The organism is Streptococcus taoyuanensis, from assembly GCF_029589235.1.
Taxonomy (GTDB): Bacteria; Bacillota; Bacilli; order Lactobacillales; family Streptococcaceae; genus Streptococcus; species Streptococcus taoyuanensis.
Map to the genome: position 1 here is coordinate 1 of NZ_JARQVW010000015.1, position 18,450 is coordinate 18,450.

Here is an 18,450-nt window from a genome sequence, read left to right on the forward strand (position 1 = left end):
GTAGAGCCCACTCAACCACTGCGTCTTGCTCGACAATCCAAAAACAATTGAGAGGCTAGGACTTTTGTCCCAGCCTCGGATCAAACAACGGCTCTCTTCTTATAGGGATATGGTATAATATAGCTAGTTTAATAAAGGAAAGAGGCAGTATATGTCAAAATTTAAACGCATGCACTTAGTTGTGCTGGATTCAGTTGGGATCGGTGCTGCACCAGATGCCAATAACTTTGTCAATGCAGGAGTTCCAGATGGCGCATCTGATACATTGGGCCACATCTCTAAAACCGTTGGCTTAAATGTACCAAACATGGCCAAAATCGGTCTTGGAAATATTCCTCGTGAAGTACCATTGAAGACTGTGCCAGCTGAAAGCAATCCAACTGGCTATGCGACAAAATTGCAAGAAGTTTCTCTTGGGAAAGACACCATGACTGGTCACTGGGAAATCATGGGGCTCAACATTACAGAACCTTTTGATACCTTCTGGAATGGATTCCCAGAAGAAATTATTACAAAGATTGAAGAATTCTCAAGACGTAAGGTCATTCGTGAAGCTAACAAGCCTTATTCTGGTACAGCAGTCATCGATGACTTTGGACCACGTCAAATGGAAACTGGTGAGTTGATTATTTATACATCAGCAGACCCTGTGCTTCAAATCGCTGCTCACGAAGACATCATTCCTTTGGATGAGTTGTACCGTATCTGTGAATACGCTCGTTCCATCACTTTGGAACGTCCAGCTCTTCTTGGTCGAATCATTGCTCGTCCTTATGTTGGGGAACCAGGCAACTTCACACGTACAGCCAACCGTCGTGACTTGGCTGTTTCACCATTTGCGCCAACTGTTTTGGACAAGTTGAACGAAGCAGGTATCGATACCTATGCAGTTGGTAAGATCAACGATATCTTCAACGGAGCTGGTATCAACCACGATATGGGCCACAACAAATCAAACAGCCATGGTATGGATACCTTGATTAAGACCATGGGGCTTCCTGAATTCCAAGAAGGGTTCTCATTTACCAACTTGGTAGACTTTGATGCTCTTTACGGTCACCGTCGCAATGCTCACGGCTACCGCGATTGCTTGCACGAATTTGACGAACGCTTGCCAGAAATCATTGCAGCGATGCGTGAAGATGACCTCTTGATGATCACTGCAGACCACGGGAATGACCCAACCTATGCTGGTACAGACCATACGCGTGAATACATCCCATTCTTGGCTTATAGCCCATCCTTCAAGGGCAATGGTGTGATTCCAGTCGGTCATTTCTCTGATATCTCTGCAACGATTGCAGAGAACTTTGGTGTTGAAAAAGCCATGATCGGTGAAAGCTTCTTAGACAAATTGAACTAAGATGACACGCTTCGCTCTCCTCGTAAGAGGGATCAATGTTGGCGGGAAAAACAAGGTCGTGATGGCAGAGCTTCGAGAGGAGCTTCAAACGATCGGGCTGGATGAGGTAGAGACCTACATCAATAGTGGCAATATCTTCTTTGAATCTACTAGTTCTAAAGAAGAATTGCTAGATTTGCTGGGACATTTCTTTTGTGATCACTATCCCTTTATCCAGTCTTTTTCTCTCTTTTCAGCTGAGGACTATGCGCAAGATCTCGCTGCTTTACCAGCCTGGTGGCAGGAGGATCTAGCCCGCAAGGATGTTCTCTTTTACACAGAAGGCCTCGATCAGGATGCTGTCTGGGAGCTGGTCTCCTCTTTTTCGCTCGGTGATGAAATCATTCATCGTGGGAATCTAGGGATCTACTGGGGCAAATACTCAGAAGAGACCTATACAAAGACCGCTTACCACAGACAAGTCCTCAAGATGCCGGATTACCGTTTGTTGACCATTCGCAATGCCAATACATTTGACAAAATTGGCCAATTTTTAAGGAAATCATAAAGGAGATATGCAATGACATTATTAGCAAAAATCAATGAAACAGCTGCTTTTTTGAAGGGCAAAGGAATGGAAGCACCTGAGTTTGGCTTGATCCTTGGATCAGGTCTTGGAGAACTGGCTGAAGAAATCGAAAATCCAGTTGTAGTAGACTATTCTGACATTCCAAACTGGGGTCGTTCAACGGTTGTCGGCCATGCTGGTAAATTGGTCTATGGTGAGCTTGCTGGACGCAAGGTTTTGGCCCTTCAAGGACGTTTCCACTTCTACGAAGGAAACCCACTAGAAGTGGTGACTTTCCCAGTTCGTGTCATGAAAGTTTTGGGATGTGAAGGGGTTCTTGTTACAAATGCTGCCGGTGGTATCGGCTTTGGTCCTGGTACTTTGATGGCTATCACAGACCACATCAATATGACTGGTCAAAACCCATTGATCGGTGAAAACTTGGATGACTTTGGTCCACGTTTCCCAGATATGTCGAAAGCTTATACACCTGAATACCGTGAGACTGCTCATAAAGTAGCAGACAAATTGGGTATCAAGTTGGATGATGGGGTTTATATCGGTGTGACCGGTCCAACTTATGAAACTCCAGCTGAAATCCGTGCGTTTAAGACTCTTGGTGCAGATGCTGTCGGAATGTCAACTGTTCCTGAAGTCATCATTGCAGCGCATTCTGGCTTGAAGGTTCTTGGTATTTCATGTATTACCAACTTTGCGGCTGGTTTCCAAGAAGAGCTCAACCACGAAGAAGTAGTGGAAGTGACAGAGCGCGTCAAAGGCGACTTCAAAGGATTGCTAAAAGCGATCCTTGCTGAACTCTAATCCAATGAAAGTACGACTCCAAAGTCTGCCCTACGGGCTGAGGTTGCTTCTAGCCACCTTATCATTAGGGATAGGGACGGGTCTGGTCGGAATTGCCTGTCATTATCTACTAGAAGGGGTGCAAGAGCTGGCCTTTGGCCAAGCTAGTTTGGATTTGCTCCAGCAATTTCAAGAAGCTGGAGGTCTCCGTAGATTTCTGGTTTTGTGTGTGACTGGGTGCTTGGCAGCTGGCTTCTGGTATGTCCTGCAAAGGCGTTATCAGATCCTGTCTATTCGCCAGCAAATTGACCTAGCTGGAGACAGGGAACCAGCGCCCATAGCCCACCTCCTTCATTCAGGGATGCAGGTGGCAATTGTCGGAGCAGGAGCATCGGTCGGAAAAGAAGGAGCCCCACGTGAGGTCGGGGCTCTTCTAGCTGGTCGCTTGGCGAAGGGATTCTCACTAGCTCTCAAAGAGCGGAAAGTCTTGATCGCCTGTGGTGCTGGAGCTGGTTTGGCTGCGGTCTATCAGGTTCCCTTTGCCAGTAGCTTGTTTGTCTTTGAGACCTTAGGGCTCGCCTACAGTTGGCAGAACTTTCTACTGATTTTGACCAGTACTTATCTGGCCACCTGGGTCGCTCAGTCCATCGTTGGTCAGGAGGCCATTTATCAACTGTCCGCTGTCTCATGGTCGGCTAGCAGTTTTTTACAGGCTATTGTGATTGCTTTCTTGGTCACTCCCTTGGCTCTGGTCTTTGCTTTCCTCGCCAAGCGAGCTAGTCACAAACGGCGGAAGGATAGGACGATTCTTTGGGCTCTTCCTCTAGCCTTTCTAGTGCTGGGGAGCCTAGTAGCCTTTTTCCCTATCTTTATGGGAAATGGCCAGGTACTAGCGCAAGCCCTCTTGTCTAGTCAGCCGATTCCTTATCTTCCACTGACTCTTGCAGTGAAGGGGCTTATGGTTTACCTCCTCTTGCGCAATGGTGCTTATGGGGGTACCTTGACACCATCATTTGCCCTTGGGATTGGTTCTGGCTACCTAGTGACCTTGCTTTTGACAGTCCTTGGAATTCATCTGGATCCTGCTCTAGGGATGTTACTAGGAGCGACAGTCTTTTTAGGGACGACCCTAGAAGCTCCTCTGACAGCCATTGCCCTGAGCCTTGGATTTACAGGCCAAACTTGGAATTTGTCTATTCCGCTTGTACTTGCGGCTGGTCTGTCATACGTGATTCGAAAGAGATGGGAGAAGAAATGATGAAGGTACATTTTGTACTGCATGAAACCTTTGAAGTGCCGGGCGCTTATCTAAAATGGGCACAGGAGCGTGGCCATCAAGTGACCACGACTAAAGTCTATGAGAATGAAACCTTACCAGAGTCAGTGGATGAGATTGACTTTTTGATCGTCATGGGAGGACCTCAATCGCCAGATGAAGATCGAGAAGCTTTTCCATACTACGATCCTCAGGCAGAGATTGAACTGATTCAAAAGGCCATGAAGGCAGATCGTTATATTGTTGGGGTCTGTCTGGGTGCCCAGCTCCTGTCTGTTGCCTATGGAGCGAAGTATGAGCACAGTCCGGAACGTGAGATTGGGGTTTATCCTGTGACCTTGACGCCTGAAGGACTCACAGATCCGCATGTCGGTGAGTTTGGAAAAACTCTTGAAACTGGTCACTGGCATGGTGATATGCCCGGATTGACAGAAGATGCTGTTGTTCTTGCGACCAGTCAAGGATGTCCACGTCAGATGATCCGCTTTAGTCCGAAACATTATGCCTTCCAAGCTCACTTAGAATTTGATCCAGAAGCAGTTGATCTCTTGATTGCTGCTGACGGTGAAGATGTTTTGGAAGAACAAAGTCAAAACCTGACCTTTGTTCAAAAACCCGAAGCCATTCGTGCTTACGATTATCGAGAAATGAATGCCAAACTCTTTGCGTTTTTGGATTCATTAACAAAATAAATAAAAAGGAAAGGTAGAGCATGTGTTCTGATTTGAACACGAGCGGAAAGCTCGGAAAATAGATAATCTGACTGAGAAATTAGGATTTCTCGTCAGATTCCTAATTTTCAGTCGCTTTCTGGTCGCTCTTTGTATCATAAACTATGTCTATCCATATTGCTGCTAAGCAGGGTGAAATTGCTGATAAAATTCTTCTTCCTGGAGATCCTCTTCGTGCGAAATTTATTGCTGAGAATTTCCTTGAAGATGCTGTTTGCTTCAACGAAGTCCGTAACATGTTTGGTTACACAGGGACTTACAAGGGTCACCGTGTATCTGTCATGGGGACTGGAATGGGGATGCCATCGATCTCCATCTATGCGCGTGAGTTGATTGTCGACTATGGCGTGAAGAAATTGATCCGTGTGGGAACGGCTGGTTCTTTGAATGAGGATGTGCATGTTCGTGAATTGGTCTTGGCACAAGCAGCTGCAACCAACTCAAACATCATCCGCAACGACTGGCCTCAATTCGATTTTCCTCAAATCGCTAGCTTTGATCTTTTAGACAAGGCTTACCACATTGCCAAAGACCTTGGTATGACGACTCACGTCGGCAATGTCTTGTCATCAGATGTCTTCTATTCGAACTACGGTGAAAAGAACATCGAGCTTGGTAAATGGGGTGTGAAAGCTGTAGAAATGGAAGCAGCAGCCCTTTACTATCTTGCTGCTCAACACCATGTTGATGCCCTTGCTATCATGACCATTTCTGATAGTTTGGTCAATCCAGATGAGGACACAACTGCTGAAGAACGTCAAACTACTTTCACAGACATGATGAAAGTCGGTCTTGAGACCTTGATTGCAGACTAATGGCAAAATTCCTTCATGATGAATGGCTCTACGATCTCCAAAATTATCACTACAGCCGGGCTCTGCGCTCTATCAAACAGCAAGAAGAAATACCGGATTTGTTGGTGAGCTTACTGCAGTTAATGGCGGAGCGTCGTGAGCTTAATATCCAACCCGTCATGAATCAAAAGTTGAGAACCGAGTTGCTAGATGCGACTGGTTTTCAGCTTTTTTGGCATGAAGATCCAGAAGATGAGCAGTTGGCTAACTACCTCTATGATCTAGAGGCGAAGTTGCGAAATGAGCAGATTATTGACTTTGTTCGTGCCGTCAGTCCAGCTATCTATCGGATCTTTATGCGATTGATTCAGTTGAAAATTCCTGATATTACCAACTATATCCATAACTCCAAAGAATCCAGTTATGACCGTTGGAAGTTTGAGAGCCTGCATGCGTCCGACAACCCTATCCTGCAGCAATTTCACAGCGAAAGTGTGGTCAATTCATCCAGTTTGACGGAGTTGATTGTGCAGTTGGATTTGCCAGATAGCGTCAAAGTTGCGGCCCAACAATTGCGGGAGTTAGAAAAATCAGTTCGCAACCCCCTGGCCCATTTGATCAAGCCTTTTGATGAGGAAGAGCTCCATCGGACGACGGGTTTCTCTTCTCAGGATTTTATGAAGAATTTGGTTGACCTTGCAAGCTACACAGGCATCCATTACGATCAAGCTAACTTTTATTTTGATCAGGCCAATGCTGTCATGGAAGAGCTACTAAAGGAGAAGTAGATGGATAAGATTGCTCAACTACAGGAGATGATTGATCAGAGTCAACGGATTGTGTTTTTCGGAGGGGCAGGAGTTTCCACGGAGTCAAATATTCCAGATTTTCGAAGCTCAGACGGTGTCTATAGTGTTCAGGTAGGGCGGCATTTGACAGCTGAGCAATTGGTCTCCCATACCATGTTTGAGCGCTATCCAGAGGACTTTTTCGACTTTTATAAGAAGTACTTGCTCTACCCAGATGCCAAGCCCAATGCAGCCCATCGGTATCTGGCACGGCTTGAAGAGACTGGTAAGCTCAAGGCGGTGGTGACACAAAATATTGATAGTCTCCATGAAATGGCTGGTTCTAAAAAAGTTTTGAAGCTCCATGGCAGTGCCGACCGCAATTACTGTAAGGGTTGCCAGCGATTTTATGATTTGGAGGCCTTTCTAGCTTTAGAAGGCCCGGTTCCACACTGTCTGGACTGTGGCGAGGTGGTCAAGCCTGATGTGACCCTCTACGAGGAGCCTCTTGATATGGAGGTCTTTAGTCAAGCAGCCCAAGCCATCCAAGAGGCTGATCTCCTGATTATCGGTGGAACCTCTCTTGTGGTCTACCCAGCAGCTAGCCTGATCCAGTATTTCCAAGGGAAGAAGCTGGTTGTCATCAATAAGACCAGTATCCCACAAGACAAGCAAGCAGACCTAGTTATCGAAGGAAAAATTGGAGAAGTATTTTCTCAATTAAGACAATAAAAAGAGAGTGGGACAGAAATCGGTAATTCGTTAGAATTCGATTTCGTCGTCCCACCTCCGCACAGTTGAGTAGGGCTGTAAAAGCTGATGAAATCAGCGTAGTAGAGCCCACTCAACCACTGCGTCTTGCTCGACAATCCAAAAATAATTGAGAGGCTAGGACTTTTGTCCCAGCCTCCTTTTTTATTTATCAAACTTCACTTCCTCAAGCAAGTATTCGATGAATTTCTCTCCCATTTTTGAGAGGGCTGTTTTTTCATGTTTGATGTAGACCAGCTCGATCGGGTCTTCGATATCAAGGGGAATGGAGACGATGTTATTTCCGTTGAGATTGCTGTTGAGGATCCCGGTCGCAATAGTGTAGCCATCCAGACCAATCAAGAGATTAAAGAGGGTCGCCCGGTCACTGACGACGATGGATTTTTTATGATGCTCTTGAGAGAGGATCTCTTCTGAGAAGTAGAAGGAGTTGTGGGTTCCTTGGTCATAGCTAAGGTATGGGAAATCTTCCAGATCAGATAAGTGGACGATCTCTTTCTTGGCAAGAGGATTGGTCTTGCTGACAAAGATATGAGGTTGCGCTGTAAAGAGGTGGGTGGCAATCAGGTGATTATCATCCAGCATCTTAGAGAGGACATCTCGGTTGTAGCTATTCAAAAAGAGTACGCCAACCTCGCTTCGGAAATTCTTGACGTCATCGATGATCTCCCAAGTCCGCGTCTCCCGTAGGAAGAGCTCGTATTTTTCCATGTCGCTTTTCTTCAATAGAGAAACGAAGGCCTCAACCACGAAGGCGTAGTGCTGTGAAGAGACGCTGAAAAGCTCACGAGAGCCCACGGGATTTTTATAGCGCTCGGACAAGAGGTCAATCTGCTCCACCACCTGGCGGGCATAAGAGAGGAACTCCATCCCATCGCGAGTCAAAGTGATCCCTTTAGGATTCCGGATAAAGATTTCAATCCCCATCTCATTTTCCAAGTCCTTAACGGCATTGGAAAGGCTAGGTTGCGTGATGAAGAGTTGTTTTGCGGCCTCATTCATAGAGCCGGTTTCGACGATTTTGATAATGTATTGTAATTGTTGTATTCTCATGCTTTTATTTTAACATAAAAGAGCGCGTTTTTCCCGTAAAATGTGGTCTTTCAAGGACTGTATCAGAGTATAATGCAGGCTGAGGTAGGTAATAAGAAGTAGGCTAGATCAAATATTTAAAAAATAGAAAATTGGAAACAAAATCTCCATCTGGGGACTGATTTTGTTGGAAAAATACAGTTTTGCCTTGATTAAGGGGAGATCTGATTGATAGAATGGTAAAAAATTGATTGAGGAGATCTTATGAAAAAACTAGTTTCCTGGTATAAGAAAAAGGATAAGGAATTGGAAACCCATTTCACAGCCGGTCTGTTGCAGATCAATTTTGTGACAAATGCACTGATTCTATTAGCCTTTTACATTTATTTTGTGGTTAGTGAGTCGATTTATGCAATTAAGGATCCATTCGTCCAATTTAGTGTTTGGGAGATCATTGCCTTCACGATGGAGATCTTTCCTTACGGTTTGACTCTGGCACTCTTTGTCCCCAATATTTTTGTCATCATTTATGGGATTGGTCGGTGGTCCAGCCTCCAGTTCAAAGAAGCAGAGGAAGAAGCTCTCAAAGATCCAGAACTGTTTGAGGATAGAGGGCCAGTGAAGGGCGAAGAACTGATAGAAGAGGATACATTCACAATTGAAACATCAAGTCCTAAGCCTGTCAAAAAGAAAAAGCAACAGCCTACCATTGTTCTTTGGTTTGGACTCTTTGGTTGCTTTCTCGAAGCGATTTTCATTTACATCGTCAAGGAGATGACTTTTTACGATTGGAGTGAGAGTTTGGTCAATTCTCAGAAGCATGCCTTGATCTGGTCTGGCGCCTATCCGACCTTCTTCACACTGGCAGCTCTTACTTTACTAGCCTTGATTATCTATTCCTACCGGGATGCGAATTCACTCTCGCCGTTAGCAAATGTCTTCTGCATCAGTGGCATTCTAGGAGGTGTGGTTCTTCTCTTAGTTTTCGATAATCAACTGCAGGTAGCAAGTTTTCACACCTTTTTCTTACTGATCTATTCCATCCATCTATTATGGGTTCGCATCAAGGAGTGGCAGGAAGATCGAACAGAGATAAGCTATGAGAATCGTCTGCTTCAATGGCTCCATCAGCTCTTAAACAAGTCGCGCAACTGGCCTTGGTTAGCGGTCCTTGTTGCCCTTCCAACCCTTGCTCTCGTCGTCCTTATTCTTATGCTCTTTGGGCAGCAACCGGATTCTATGATCAAGGCCTGGACAAATACAGCTGACTGGGCCTTCTCACAAAAGATCCCCCCTCAGAATCTCATCATTGATGAGCATTATCTCTGTACGGTTGCGGCTGGTGGTCATGAAAAAGTTGTCAAGCCCCAGCGGATGGGCGTCCGCCACGGTCATCCAGTCGTCGTCAATCGCCAGCTCTGTATTGCCAATGCCTTTGAACAGGTGCTAGAAGAAAAGACGCCACGTTTCCATCGCTTCTTGCGTCGCAATTATGACCGCTATGGCTATCCCTTTGCCAAACATATCAAGAAGAAATGGGCTATGGACCTGATCTATTACCTGATGAAACCCTTGGAATGGCTCTTTTTACTGGTTCTCTATCTAGTCGATCGCAAGCCTGAAAACCGAATCGCCATGCAATACATCAAACCGATCCCAGAAGATTTTGATCCCCGTAAAGTTTCCTAAGTTACTGATTTTACTTGACAAGCGAGAAGGAGCGCGATATAATGAGACAAATTTAACCTTTAAGAGGTCCAGAGAGGCCTGCAAGGAAAGACAGAAAAAAAGATCAGCGGACGGAGTCTAGCTGATCATTTGTGGGACCTTGCTTTTGCGAGGTCTTTTTTGCTGGAAGAAAGAAGAGGAAACCAATGGTCAGTGACAGTTGTAAAAAACGCTTTGGCAAAATCATGATGGAGGGGATGGAGCTGGTCGCTCAAGAAGAGATCGCTCCCCGTATTTATTCTATGATCTTAAAGGGGGAAATGGTGGCGCAGATGCTGCCAGGTCAATTCCTTCATATCCGCGTCCCTGATGGGTCCAAGCTCCTTCGCCGTCCGATTTCAATTTCTGAGATTGATCCTGAGACACAGACGTGTCGCTTGATCTACCGCATCGAAGGTGGGGGGACAGCTATCTTTTCCCAATTGCCAATCGGTAGCAAACTTAGTGTCATGGGGCCTCAGGGAAATGGCTTTGACCTAAAAGGTCTTGGTCAAGGGGCGCGTGCTTTAATTATCGGCGGAGGGATCGGAGTGCCTCCTTTGGTCCAAGTGGCTAAACAGCTACATGAGCAGGGAGTAGCAGTCCATTCTGTCCTTGGATTTGCCAATAAAGAAGCTGTGATCCTGGAAGAAGAATTGAAGCAGTACGGCCAAGTCACCATTACAACAGACGATGGTTCTTATGGTACCAAGGGTTATGTGTCAACAATCGTTGATCAGATGGACCAGGAGTTTGATGCTATCTATTCTTGTGGAGCACCTGGCATGCTCAAATATGTCAATACCAAATTCCATGATCATCCCCGCGCCTATATTTCTATGGAATCGCGTATGGCTTGTGGGATGGGTGCTTGCTACGCCTGTGTAGTGCATTTGGAAAATGAAAGCCAAGCAGCTAATAAGCGCGTGTGTGAAGACGGACCGGTCTTTGAAACCGGTACGATTGTGATGTAGGAGGACCTTATGACAGCAAATCGACTAGCCGTATCCTTACCTGGTTTAGACTTGAAAAACCCGATTATTCCGGCATCTGGCTGTTTTGGCTTTGGTCAGGAATATGCCAAATACTATGACTTAGACCTGCTTGGATCCATCATGATCAAGGCGACAACTGCTGAGGCTCGCTTCGGAAATCCGACACCACGTGTTGCTGAGACGCCTGCAGGCATGCTCAATGCCATTGGTCTCCAAAATCCAGGGGTAGACGTGGTTCTAGCAGAGAAACTCCCTTGGTTGGCTCAACATTATCCAGACCTACCGATTATTGCCAACGTAGCCGGCTTCTCCAATGAAGAGTATGCGACGGTATCTAGCAAGATCTCGCAAGCGCCAAATGTCAAGGCCATTGAGCTCAATATCTCTTGTCCAAACGTAGACCATGGGAACAATGGTCTTTTAATCGGGCAAGTTCCTGAATTGGCCTATGCGGCTGTGAAAGCAGCGGTAGAAGCATCCTCCGTCCCTGTCTATGTCAAATTAACACCAAGTGTAGCAGACATCACGCAGGTCGCAAAAGCAGTAGAGGATGCAGGGGCGACTGGTTTGACCATGATCAATACCTTGGTCGGCATGCGCTTTGACCTCAAGACTGGTAAGCCTATCATTGCTAATGGAACCGGAGGCATGTCGGGTCCAGCTGTTTTCCCAGTTGCTTTGAAACTCATCCGCCAGGTTGCCCAATCCACTAAACTTCCGATTATCGGAATGGGAGGTGTGGATTCAGCAGAAGCAGCCATTGAAATGATGATTGCAGGAGCCTCTGCGATTGGAGTTGGAACCGCTAATTTCACCGATCCTTATGCTTGTCCAACCATCATCGAAGATCTGCCACAGGTCATGGATCGCTATGGTATTGACACCCTTGAGAACTTCCGAAAACATGTACGGGAAAATCTACTGTAAATCCTTGACTTTTCCCAAATATCGTACTACAATAAATAAAAACCTTTAAAGCAGTCCAGAGAGGCTCCTAAGGTCTAGACGGTGAATCATGGTAGTTGTTCCTACCTAATTTTCGTGTAACCTTGCCTCGGGCAAGGTTTTTTTGTAGACAAAATGATCAATCAAAAAAGGAGTAATCCATGCGTGAAGAACGTCCTATTATCGCCCTTGACTTCCCAGCTTTCGAGGATGTCAAACACTTTTTAGAGCATTTTCCAGAAGACGAAAAATTATTTGTAAAAATTGGAATGGAATTTTTCTATGCAGTTGGTCCTGAAATTGTACATTACCTCAAAGGGCTTGGACACAGTATTTTCCTTGATTTAAAATTACATGATATCCCAAATACAGTCAAATCAGCCATGTCCGTACTGGGGACTTTCGGAGTAGATATGGTGACAGTTCACGCAGCCGGTGGTGTAGAGATGATGCGCGAAGCCAAGGCAGCTCTTGGTGAAGGGGCTAAGTTGGTAGCCGTGACCCAGTTGACTTCTACCAGTGAAGAAGACATGCGTGATTGCCAAAACATCCAAACAACGGTCCAAGAATCCGTAGTTAATTACGCTCGCAAGGCCCAAGAAGCTGGCTTAGATGGTGTTGTCTGCTCAGCCCATGAAGTAGCCTTGATCAAGGATGCCACTTCATCAGACTTTGTCTGTGTCACACCAGGGATTCGTCCTGCTGGAGCTGAAATCGGTGACCAAAAACGGGTCATGACGCCACAAGAAGCTCATAAAATTGGATCTGACTATATTGTCGTTGGACGCCCAATCATCCAAGCAGAAAACCCATGGGACGCTTACCATGAAATTAAGAGACAGTGGAATGCGTAAGAGCTACTAAAAGTGAAACTTTTGTAGCTCTACGGGAAGTCCTACGGGACCTTCCCTAACGCATTCACTAGATCACAGAAGAGAAAATGATCGTTTCTCTTCTGTGATCGTCGGAATAATCGAAGCCCGATAGGGCCTTCCCTAAACTATTCACTAACTTAGTTGAAAGAAAATGATTGTTTCTTTCAACTAAGTGTCGGAAATTAAAAAGTCCTATGGGACTTCCCTAACGCATTCACTAACCTGTAATGTTGTTGTTTAAATCGAAAAATGATTTAATTCGTATATGATTAAAATCGTAAAAAGGAGTCGTCATGTCATTAGCTAAAGATATTGCTAGCCATCTTTTGAAAATTGAAGCGGTTTATTTGAAACCAGAAGAACCTTTTACTTGGGCATCTGGGATCAAATCCCCTATTTATACAGATAACCGTGTAACTCTTGCTTATCCTGAAACGCGTACCTTGATCGAAAATGGATTTGTAGACAAAATCAAGGAAGCATTTCCTGAGGTAGAAGTGATTGCTGGAACTGCAACTGCAGGGATTCCTCACGGAGCCATTATTGCGGACAAGATGAATTTGCCATTTGCCTACATTCGTAGCAAACCAAAAGACCACGGTGCTGGTAATCAAATTGAAGGCCGTGTACCACAAGGTCAAAAGATGGTCGTAGTGGAAGATTTGATTTCTACCGGTGGGTCTGTCTTGGATGCTGTCGCAGCTGCAAAGCGTGAAGGAGCAGATGTCCTTGGTGTCGTAGCTATCTTCACCTACCAATTGGAGAAAGCCGATAAGAAATTTGCGGAAGCTGGGGTTCAACTTGAAACCTTGTCTAACTATACAGAATTGATTCATTTGGCAGAAGAAAAAGGTTACATCACTTCTGAAGGTTTAGAGTTGTTGCACCGTTTCAAGGAAAACCAAGAAACTTGGCAAGATAAATAATACAACTGAAGCGTTTCTAGCGCTTCTTTTTTATACTCTTTTCACTAGTTGGTGGTTAACTTGATTCTCAAAGTAAAATCCGGTATGATAGTAGTAATTGTTTTTATGGATGAAGAAAAAACTATTTTTAAGGGAGAATAAGATGACAAAAGAACATTATTTGCAAATGAAGAAGCAGGCTCGGGTCTGGTTTACCGTCAATATCATCATCAGTTTGATTGCTATTGCGGGAGGAATTTTAGTGGTCATTAGTAAATCACGTCATATCCCATTTCTATTGATGGCCTTGGGGGCACTGACCTTGATGAACCAATTCTTGGTTACCCCTGCTTTCAACGCCAAAAAAGAAGCTGAGGAAGAACATCCAGAATGGAAGAGTTTGTCTACTAAAGATACTAAAATAACTGTAGAGAATCTGCAAAAAGGGGTTTTGGTATCAGCTACGGCTCTTCTGATTGTCATTATTGGTTTCTTTATGTTCTATCGTCCTCTTCCGACAACAGACGCAGGAACTGAAGTGATCAATACCTATCGAGAGATCCAGTCTGTGCCAGAAAATTCGACAGAAAAAGAATCTAGCACAGTCTCTAATTTAACCCCGAAAGATGTTCAAACTTTCCAAGAATTGAAAGAAGAGATTGAATCCAATGCCCCATCAGATTCAAACTCACTAGATATAAACAAAGCAAAAGATCTTGCAGAAAAAGCGCAGCAACAGAATTGGTTGAAAAGGGGAGAATAAGATGACTTTTTAAGGGATTTGAAACCAACTAGTTTATGTGAAAGGGTAAAAAATCAATGACAGTAACAATATTCTGGCTTAGTTTGGGCATTCTGACCCTTGTTTTCTTGATCATGTTGCTTATCTTTTACACCTTGTATCGTCGTGAAATAAAAGTGAAAACAGAATCAACCGCAAGAGTTATGGGAGAAGTAGTTGATTTTGATTCCAAAAATCAACTGCTTATTTCACTGCCTGTGGTGGAGTATCAAGTCGGGGGCGAAAGATACCAAAAGACCTTCACCTATGCTTATTTTAGGAAGACTTCTTCCAAATCTAGGCAGGCCAATGTTTTCGATAGAACCTATGTTCTTGGAGCCGGCAAAAATCTGGATTTGCGGATGATATTCCCAATCGGGTCTCCCATGACAGTCTTTTATAATCCAGTCGACCCACAGATCGGTTTTGTCGAACGATATGCTGGCTTAGTCGGTTTCTATAAAATCGGAATGATTCTAACGGTTGGAATTTATCTTGGGTTAGTATGCATTCTAGCCTTGTTAGGTTGAATTGTTCAGACCCATCTTAAATAAAAAGCACATTCATATATATTTGGTTGAATGAGAGGATTTTCAATGCTCACAAAAGGAACATGTTTTAATATCAGTTTGAATGGGAAAAGGCCTCTCTGGGGCTACTTTTTGTTGGTAACAGATCAAGGGGAAGAATTTATTATCAAACGCAATAGTAAAATCCCTTTCGACAGATACCGAAAAGTGTACCAGACCAGTTATTCGTTTAAAGATCAAATTTTTTCAAAGAAAGCACCAGCAAATGTTTCTTATTTGATTGGTGTTCCATTAGGTTTATTATTAGCAAGGACATATAGAAAGATCCTTCCCATGGATCTTTTCTTTGGGAAAGCAAATCTTGATTTGAATGTTAGAGAAGGAGCGATAAATGTCCTTTTGTTTCTCTTTGCAGTTATGATCACTTTATGGTTGGTCACTATTGCCAGATATGTGCAGTTGAAATGGTTTGTTGAAAAAAATGGAGCAGAACTAGCATTAGTTGGTCAGATAAAGCTTACAGAGTATCTTCAAAAAACAGCAAATGGAACCGAGGTGTGGTGAATGCGAAAAATGAGAAAACGTCAATTGTTTGCCCTGATTTGTTTAAGCATGATAGTCCTGTTTTTAGCATATTTTGTTCAAATGCGCTTGTTTTTGGGATTGATTTTATATTTGTTGGTCGTTCTCTTTTATAGGGGCCTTGAATTCACAGAGCCTCGGGAAATAGAGTTTGATTTTAAGGATGATCGAAAATAACAATGATATTTCCCTGAACTGAATGATTTCGTACCACCCCAAAACAGCAGAAATGCTGTTTTTTTGATATAATGGACCTATGTTATCGAAAAGTAAACGTATTCTATTTGGGATGCTTCATGTTGTCATGTTGCTAGTGATGGTCCACTGGTTTTTGATCAGTGTGACCTATCTGAGAGAGATTTCATGGCTAGCCATTTTAGGTGCTGGATTGCTATTTCTGCTAGCCTGGTTGAAACGCGATGGGCTAAAGAGTGCCTTTGCTTGGTTGACCCGACACAAAAAAGGCTTCTTGCTTGGAGCGGTTGTCTTTCAGTTGATCGTCATGGTCTGTGCGGAGCTCTTTATCCGTCGGGATGCTGCGGTTGTTTTCAAAGGGGCTTTTGATCTTCTTAAGCAATCCTCTATCACCAACTACCTTAGTCGCAATCCCAATAACATTCCGCTCTTTCTTTACGAGAAGTTTTTCTATGTCTTATTTGGCTCTAGCGGTCTGTGGGTCATGCAGGCTCTCAATATCCTCTATGTCAATCTGGGAGCAGTACTCTTATATAAGCTATCTCAGAAGCATTTCAATCAAAAAACGGCTGATCTAGTCTATCTCTTCTATGTGAGCTTGATCTGTTACTCGCCGTATTTCTATTCCATGTATACGGACATTCCGCCACTTCCTTTGATCGCTCTTCAGTTATGGTGGGCCTTGGATCTCTTGAAGAAAGATCAAGCAGTCTCCTGGAAGAAGATTGTTGGTTTGGGAATCTTATCTGGCGTGAACATGTTGATCCGTCCAACGACGATTATTGTCATGATTGCCTTTTGGGCTGTGCTCTTCTTCAGAGGAAATTGGAAGGCCTTTGGCAAGATTGCTACGGTGACCGTGATGATGACGGGCTTTGTCTTTGCAGGATTGAATACAGCGGTCAATCATCAAAGAGTTGTACCGATCTTGAAACAAGAAGGGTTGGCTAAAGGACCGCTCTTGTTTATCAATCTGGGCTTGACAGATATGGGGCACAACCAAGAAGATATGAAAGAAGGCTTGCTAGCCTATATCGATGAGGATAAGCGCTCGGATTACAACAATGGCCTCTTTAAAAAAGAAAATGTGATCAAAGAAATCAAACGCCGTCTCAAGGAGTACGGACCGTTCGGTTTGATCGGGCATATCTACTACAAGCAATCTTTGACAGTAGCAGAAGGGACCCTGGGCTGGCTGTACCGAGATGTAGAGTATGAGAAGACGCCTTTTATCAATCCTCTCTATGCACCTCTGACTAAAAATAATGGTTTGGCAAAATGGGTGCGGACCTATTTCCTCAGCATTGATCGACCGCAGTACAAGTATTATGAATTTGTCAAGCAGCTGATCTGGATCGTCCTATCGGCTGGTTTGGTTGGAGCTTATCTCAAACGTCGAGATACAGATGACTTTAACTTCCTTTCCTTAGCAGTCTTTGGTGGTTTGCTCTTCTTAACCATCTTTGAAGGTGGGAAGACCCGCTACCTCATCCAATTCTTACCGCAAATTTTACTAGTCGCTTCGATCGGTCTAGCAGGATTTACCAAGAAAGAAAATACATAAAAGCTCTGGCTTGTTTGACAGGCAGTAATAAAGGTTGGACAAAAATGTCCAGCCTCTTTTTTATCCAGTAGATCTGCACCAAATGTGGTATAATGGAAGGTAAGAATTTATTGGATAGCGGAGAGTTTCCATGCAGCATTCACCCTGGCATGAAGCCATCAAGTCCCATCTTCCAGAAGGGTATTTTCACCAGATCAATGACTTTATGAATGAAGTCTACAACAAAGGAGTGGTTTATCCACCGCGTGACAAGGTCTTTAAGGCCTTGCAGACGACAGGGATGGATCAGGTCAAGGTCTTGATCTTAGGCCAAGATCCCTACCATGGACCGGATCAAGCGCAGGGCTTAAGTTTTTCTGTTCCGGATCATGTACCAGCGCCGCCTTCTTTGCAAAATATTCTCAAAGAATTGCGCTCAGATATCGGAGAGAAGCGTTCCCATGATCTGACCTCTTGGGCAGAGCAAGGAGTGCTCTTGCTCAATGCCTGTTTGACAGTGCCAGCTGGTCAGGCCAATGGTCATGCAGGCCAAATTTGGGAGCCTTTCACAGATGCTGTGATCAAGGTGGTCAATGAGTTGGACGAGCCAGTTGTCTTTATCCTCTGGGGATCTTATGCCCGTAAGAAAAAGCCTCTGATTACCAACGATCGACATTTAGTCCTTGAATCAGCTCACCCAAGTCCCTTATCGGCCTACCGAGGATTCTTTGGTTCCCAACCCTTTTCAAAAACCAATCAATTTTTGAAAGAGGCGGGACGCGAGCCGATTGATTGGTTAAGATAGGAGAAAGAAATGCCACAATTAGCAACGATTTGTTACATTGACAATGGGAAAGAATTTCTCATGTTGCATCGCAATAAAAAGCCCAATGATGTCCATGAAGGTAAATGGATCGGAGTTGGAGGAAAATTAGAACGCGGGGAAACCCCACAGGAGTGTGCTGCGCGTGAGATTTTTGAGGAGACCGGCCTTAGAGCCAAGCCAGTCTTGAAAGGGATTATTACCTTTCCGGAGTTTACTCCAGATTTGGACTGGTACACCTATGTCTTCAAGGTAACAGATTTTGAGGGAGAACTGATCGAGTGTAACGAAGGGACCTTGGAGTGGGTACCTTATGATCAAGTCCTCTCAAAACCAACCTGGGAAGGGGACCATACCTTTGTCGAGTGGTTGTTGGAGGATAAACCCTTCTTTTCAGCAATGTTTCGCTATGACGGCGACCGCTTGTTAGAGTCGCATGTTGATTTTTATGAATAAAGGAGAATGC

Annotated in this window: 20 protein-coding genes; 19 read left to right on the forward strand and 1 reads right to left on the reverse strand. The window is 44.4% G+C overall.

The features are described 5' to 3' along the window. The first annotated feature begins 151 nt into the window (after positions 1-151). The 8 genes from P5Y91_RS08715 to P5Y91_RS08750 all read left to right on the forward strand — a co-directional run bounded on the left by P5Y91_RS08715 (position 152) and on the right by P5Y91_RS08750 (position 7,032). Positions 152-1,363, forward strand: coding sequence for a phosphopentomutase (locus P5Y91_RS08715; RefSeq protein WP_277839292.1), 1,212 nt, complete (start codon positions 152-154; stop codon positions 1,361-1,363). A gap of 1 nt (position 1,364) precedes the next feature. Then, positions 1,365-1,910, forward strand: coding sequence for a DUF1697 domain-containing protein (locus tag P5Y91_RS08720; RefSeq protein ID WP_277839293.1), 546 nt, complete (start codon positions 1,365-1,367; stop codon positions 1,908-1,910). A gap of 12 nt (positions 1,911-1,922) precedes the next feature. Then, complete coding sequence (locus tag P5Y91_RS08725) at positions 1,923-2,732, forward strand: purine-nucleoside phosphorylase (protein ID WP_277839294.1); 810 nt, start codon at positions 1,923-1,925, stop codon at positions 2,730-2,732. Positions 2,733-2,736: 4 nt separating this feature from the next. Then, positions 2,737-3,969 (forward strand): chloride channel protein, encoded by a 1,233-nt coding sequence (locus P5Y91_RS08730; RefSeq protein ID WP_277839295.1) that lies wholly within the window; start codon positions 2,737-2,739, stop codon positions 3,967-3,969. Continuing rightward, positions 3,966-4,679, forward strand: a complete 714-nt coding sequence (locus P5Y91_RS08735; RefSeq protein WP_277839296.1) for a type 1 glutamine amidotransferase — start codon at positions 3,966-3,968, stop codon at positions 4,677-4,679. The genes P5Y91_RS08730 and P5Y91_RS08735 overlap by 4 nt, the downstream gene beginning before the upstream one ends. A 143-nt stretch (positions 4,680-4,822) precedes the next feature. Further along, a complete protein-coding gene (gene deoD / locus P5Y91_RS08740; protein WP_277839297.1) occupies positions 4,823-5,533 on the forward strand; it encodes a purine-nucleoside phosphorylase in 711 nt (236 codons plus the stop codon). Then, the gene (locus P5Y91_RS08745; protein ID WP_277839298.1) at positions 5,533-6,300 is read left to right on the forward strand and encodes a Gbs1250 family HEPN protein; all 768 of its coding nucleotides are present in this window, start codon (positions 5,533-5,535) and stop codon (positions 6,298-6,300) included. The genes deoD and P5Y91_RS08745 overlap by 1 nt, the downstream gene beginning before the upstream one ends. Then, positions 6,301-7,032: an NAD-dependent protein deacylase gene (locus tag P5Y91_RS08750; RefSeq protein ID WP_277839299.1), complete on the forward strand. Its 732-nt coding sequence runs from the start codon at positions 6,301-6,303 to the stop codon at positions 7,030-7,032. Positions 7,033-7,215: 183 nt separating this feature from the next. Here P5Y91_RS08750 and P5Y91_RS08755 read toward each other — a convergent pair whose 3' ends face one another. Then, on the reverse strand, positions 7,216-8,124 hold the full coding sequence (locus P5Y91_RS08755; RefSeq protein ID WP_003003594.1) for a LysR family transcriptional regulator: 909 nt from the start codon (positions 8,122-8,124) through the stop codon (positions 7,216-7,218). A gap of 243 nt (positions 8,125-8,367) precedes the next feature. Between P5Y91_RS08755 and P5Y91_RS08760 the strand changes: the two genes are divergently transcribed. The 11 genes from P5Y91_RS08760 (at position 8,368) to P5Y91_RS08810 (ending at position 18,440) form a co-directional block, all read left to right on the forward strand. Further along, entirely contained in the window at positions 8,368-9,792 is a 1,425-nt protein-coding gene (locus tag P5Y91_RS08760; protein WP_277839300.1) for a DUF6688 domain-containing protein, read from the forward strand. A 185-nt stretch (positions 9,793-9,977) separates the two neighbouring features. After that, positions 9,978-10,784, forward strand: a complete 807-nt coding sequence (locus P5Y91_RS08765) for a dihydroorotate dehydrogenase electron transfer subunit (RefSeq protein ID WP_277839301.1) — start codon at positions 9,978-9,980, stop codon at positions 10,782-10,784. A 9-nt stretch (positions 10,785-10,793) separates the two neighbouring features. Then, complete coding sequence (locus P5Y91_RS08770; protein WP_049506511.1) at positions 10,794-11,732, forward strand: dihydroorotate dehydrogenase; 939 nt, start codon at positions 10,794-10,796, stop codon at positions 11,730-11,732. Between the two features lie 179 nt (positions 11,733-11,911). Then, entirely contained in the window at positions 11,912-12,604 is a 693-nt protein-coding gene (pyrF, locus tag P5Y91_RS08775) for an orotidine-5'-phosphate decarboxylase (protein WP_003003278.1), read from the forward strand. A gap of 314 nt (positions 12,605-12,918) precedes the next feature. Then, a complete protein-coding gene (gene pyrE / locus P5Y91_RS08780; RefSeq protein WP_277839303.1) occupies positions 12,919-13,551 on the forward strand; it encodes an orotate phosphoribosyltransferase in 633 nt (210 codons plus the stop codon). Positions 13,552-13,693: 142 nt separating this feature from the next. After that, positions 13,694-14,293, forward strand: a complete 600-nt coding sequence (locus tag P5Y91_RS08785; RefSeq protein WP_277839304.1) for a hypothetical protein — start codon at positions 13,694-13,696, stop codon at positions 14,291-14,293. Between the two features lie 56 nt (positions 14,294-14,349). Next, positions 14,350-14,841: a DUF3592 domain-containing protein gene (locus P5Y91_RS08790; RefSeq protein WP_277839305.1), complete on the forward strand. Its 492-nt coding sequence runs from the start codon at positions 14,350-14,352 to the stop codon at positions 14,839-14,841. 66 nt (positions 14,842-14,907) lie between these two features. Beyond that, entirely contained in the window at positions 14,908-15,405 is a 498-nt protein-coding gene (locus P5Y91_RS08795; protein ID WP_277839306.1) for a hypothetical protein, read from the forward strand. Positions 15,406-15,679: 274 nt separating this feature from the next. After that, positions 15,680-17,182, forward strand: a complete 1,503-nt coding sequence (locus P5Y91_RS08800) for a glycosyltransferase-like membrane protein (RefSeq protein ID WP_277839307.1) — start codon at positions 15,680-15,682, stop codon at positions 17,180-17,182. 130 nt (positions 17,183-17,312) lie between these two features. Further along, positions 17,313-17,966 (forward strand): uracil-DNA glycosylase, encoded by a 654-nt coding sequence (locus P5Y91_RS08805; protein ID WP_277839308.1) that lies wholly within the window; start codon positions 17,313-17,315, stop codon positions 17,964-17,966. A gap of 9 nt (positions 17,967-17,975) precedes the next feature. After that, positions 17,976-18,440, forward strand: a complete 465-nt coding sequence (locus P5Y91_RS08810; RefSeq protein ID WP_003003493.1) for an NUDIX hydrolase — start codon at positions 17,976-17,978, stop codon at positions 18,438-18,440. The last annotated feature ends 10 nt before the right edge of the window (positions 18,441-18,450 follow it).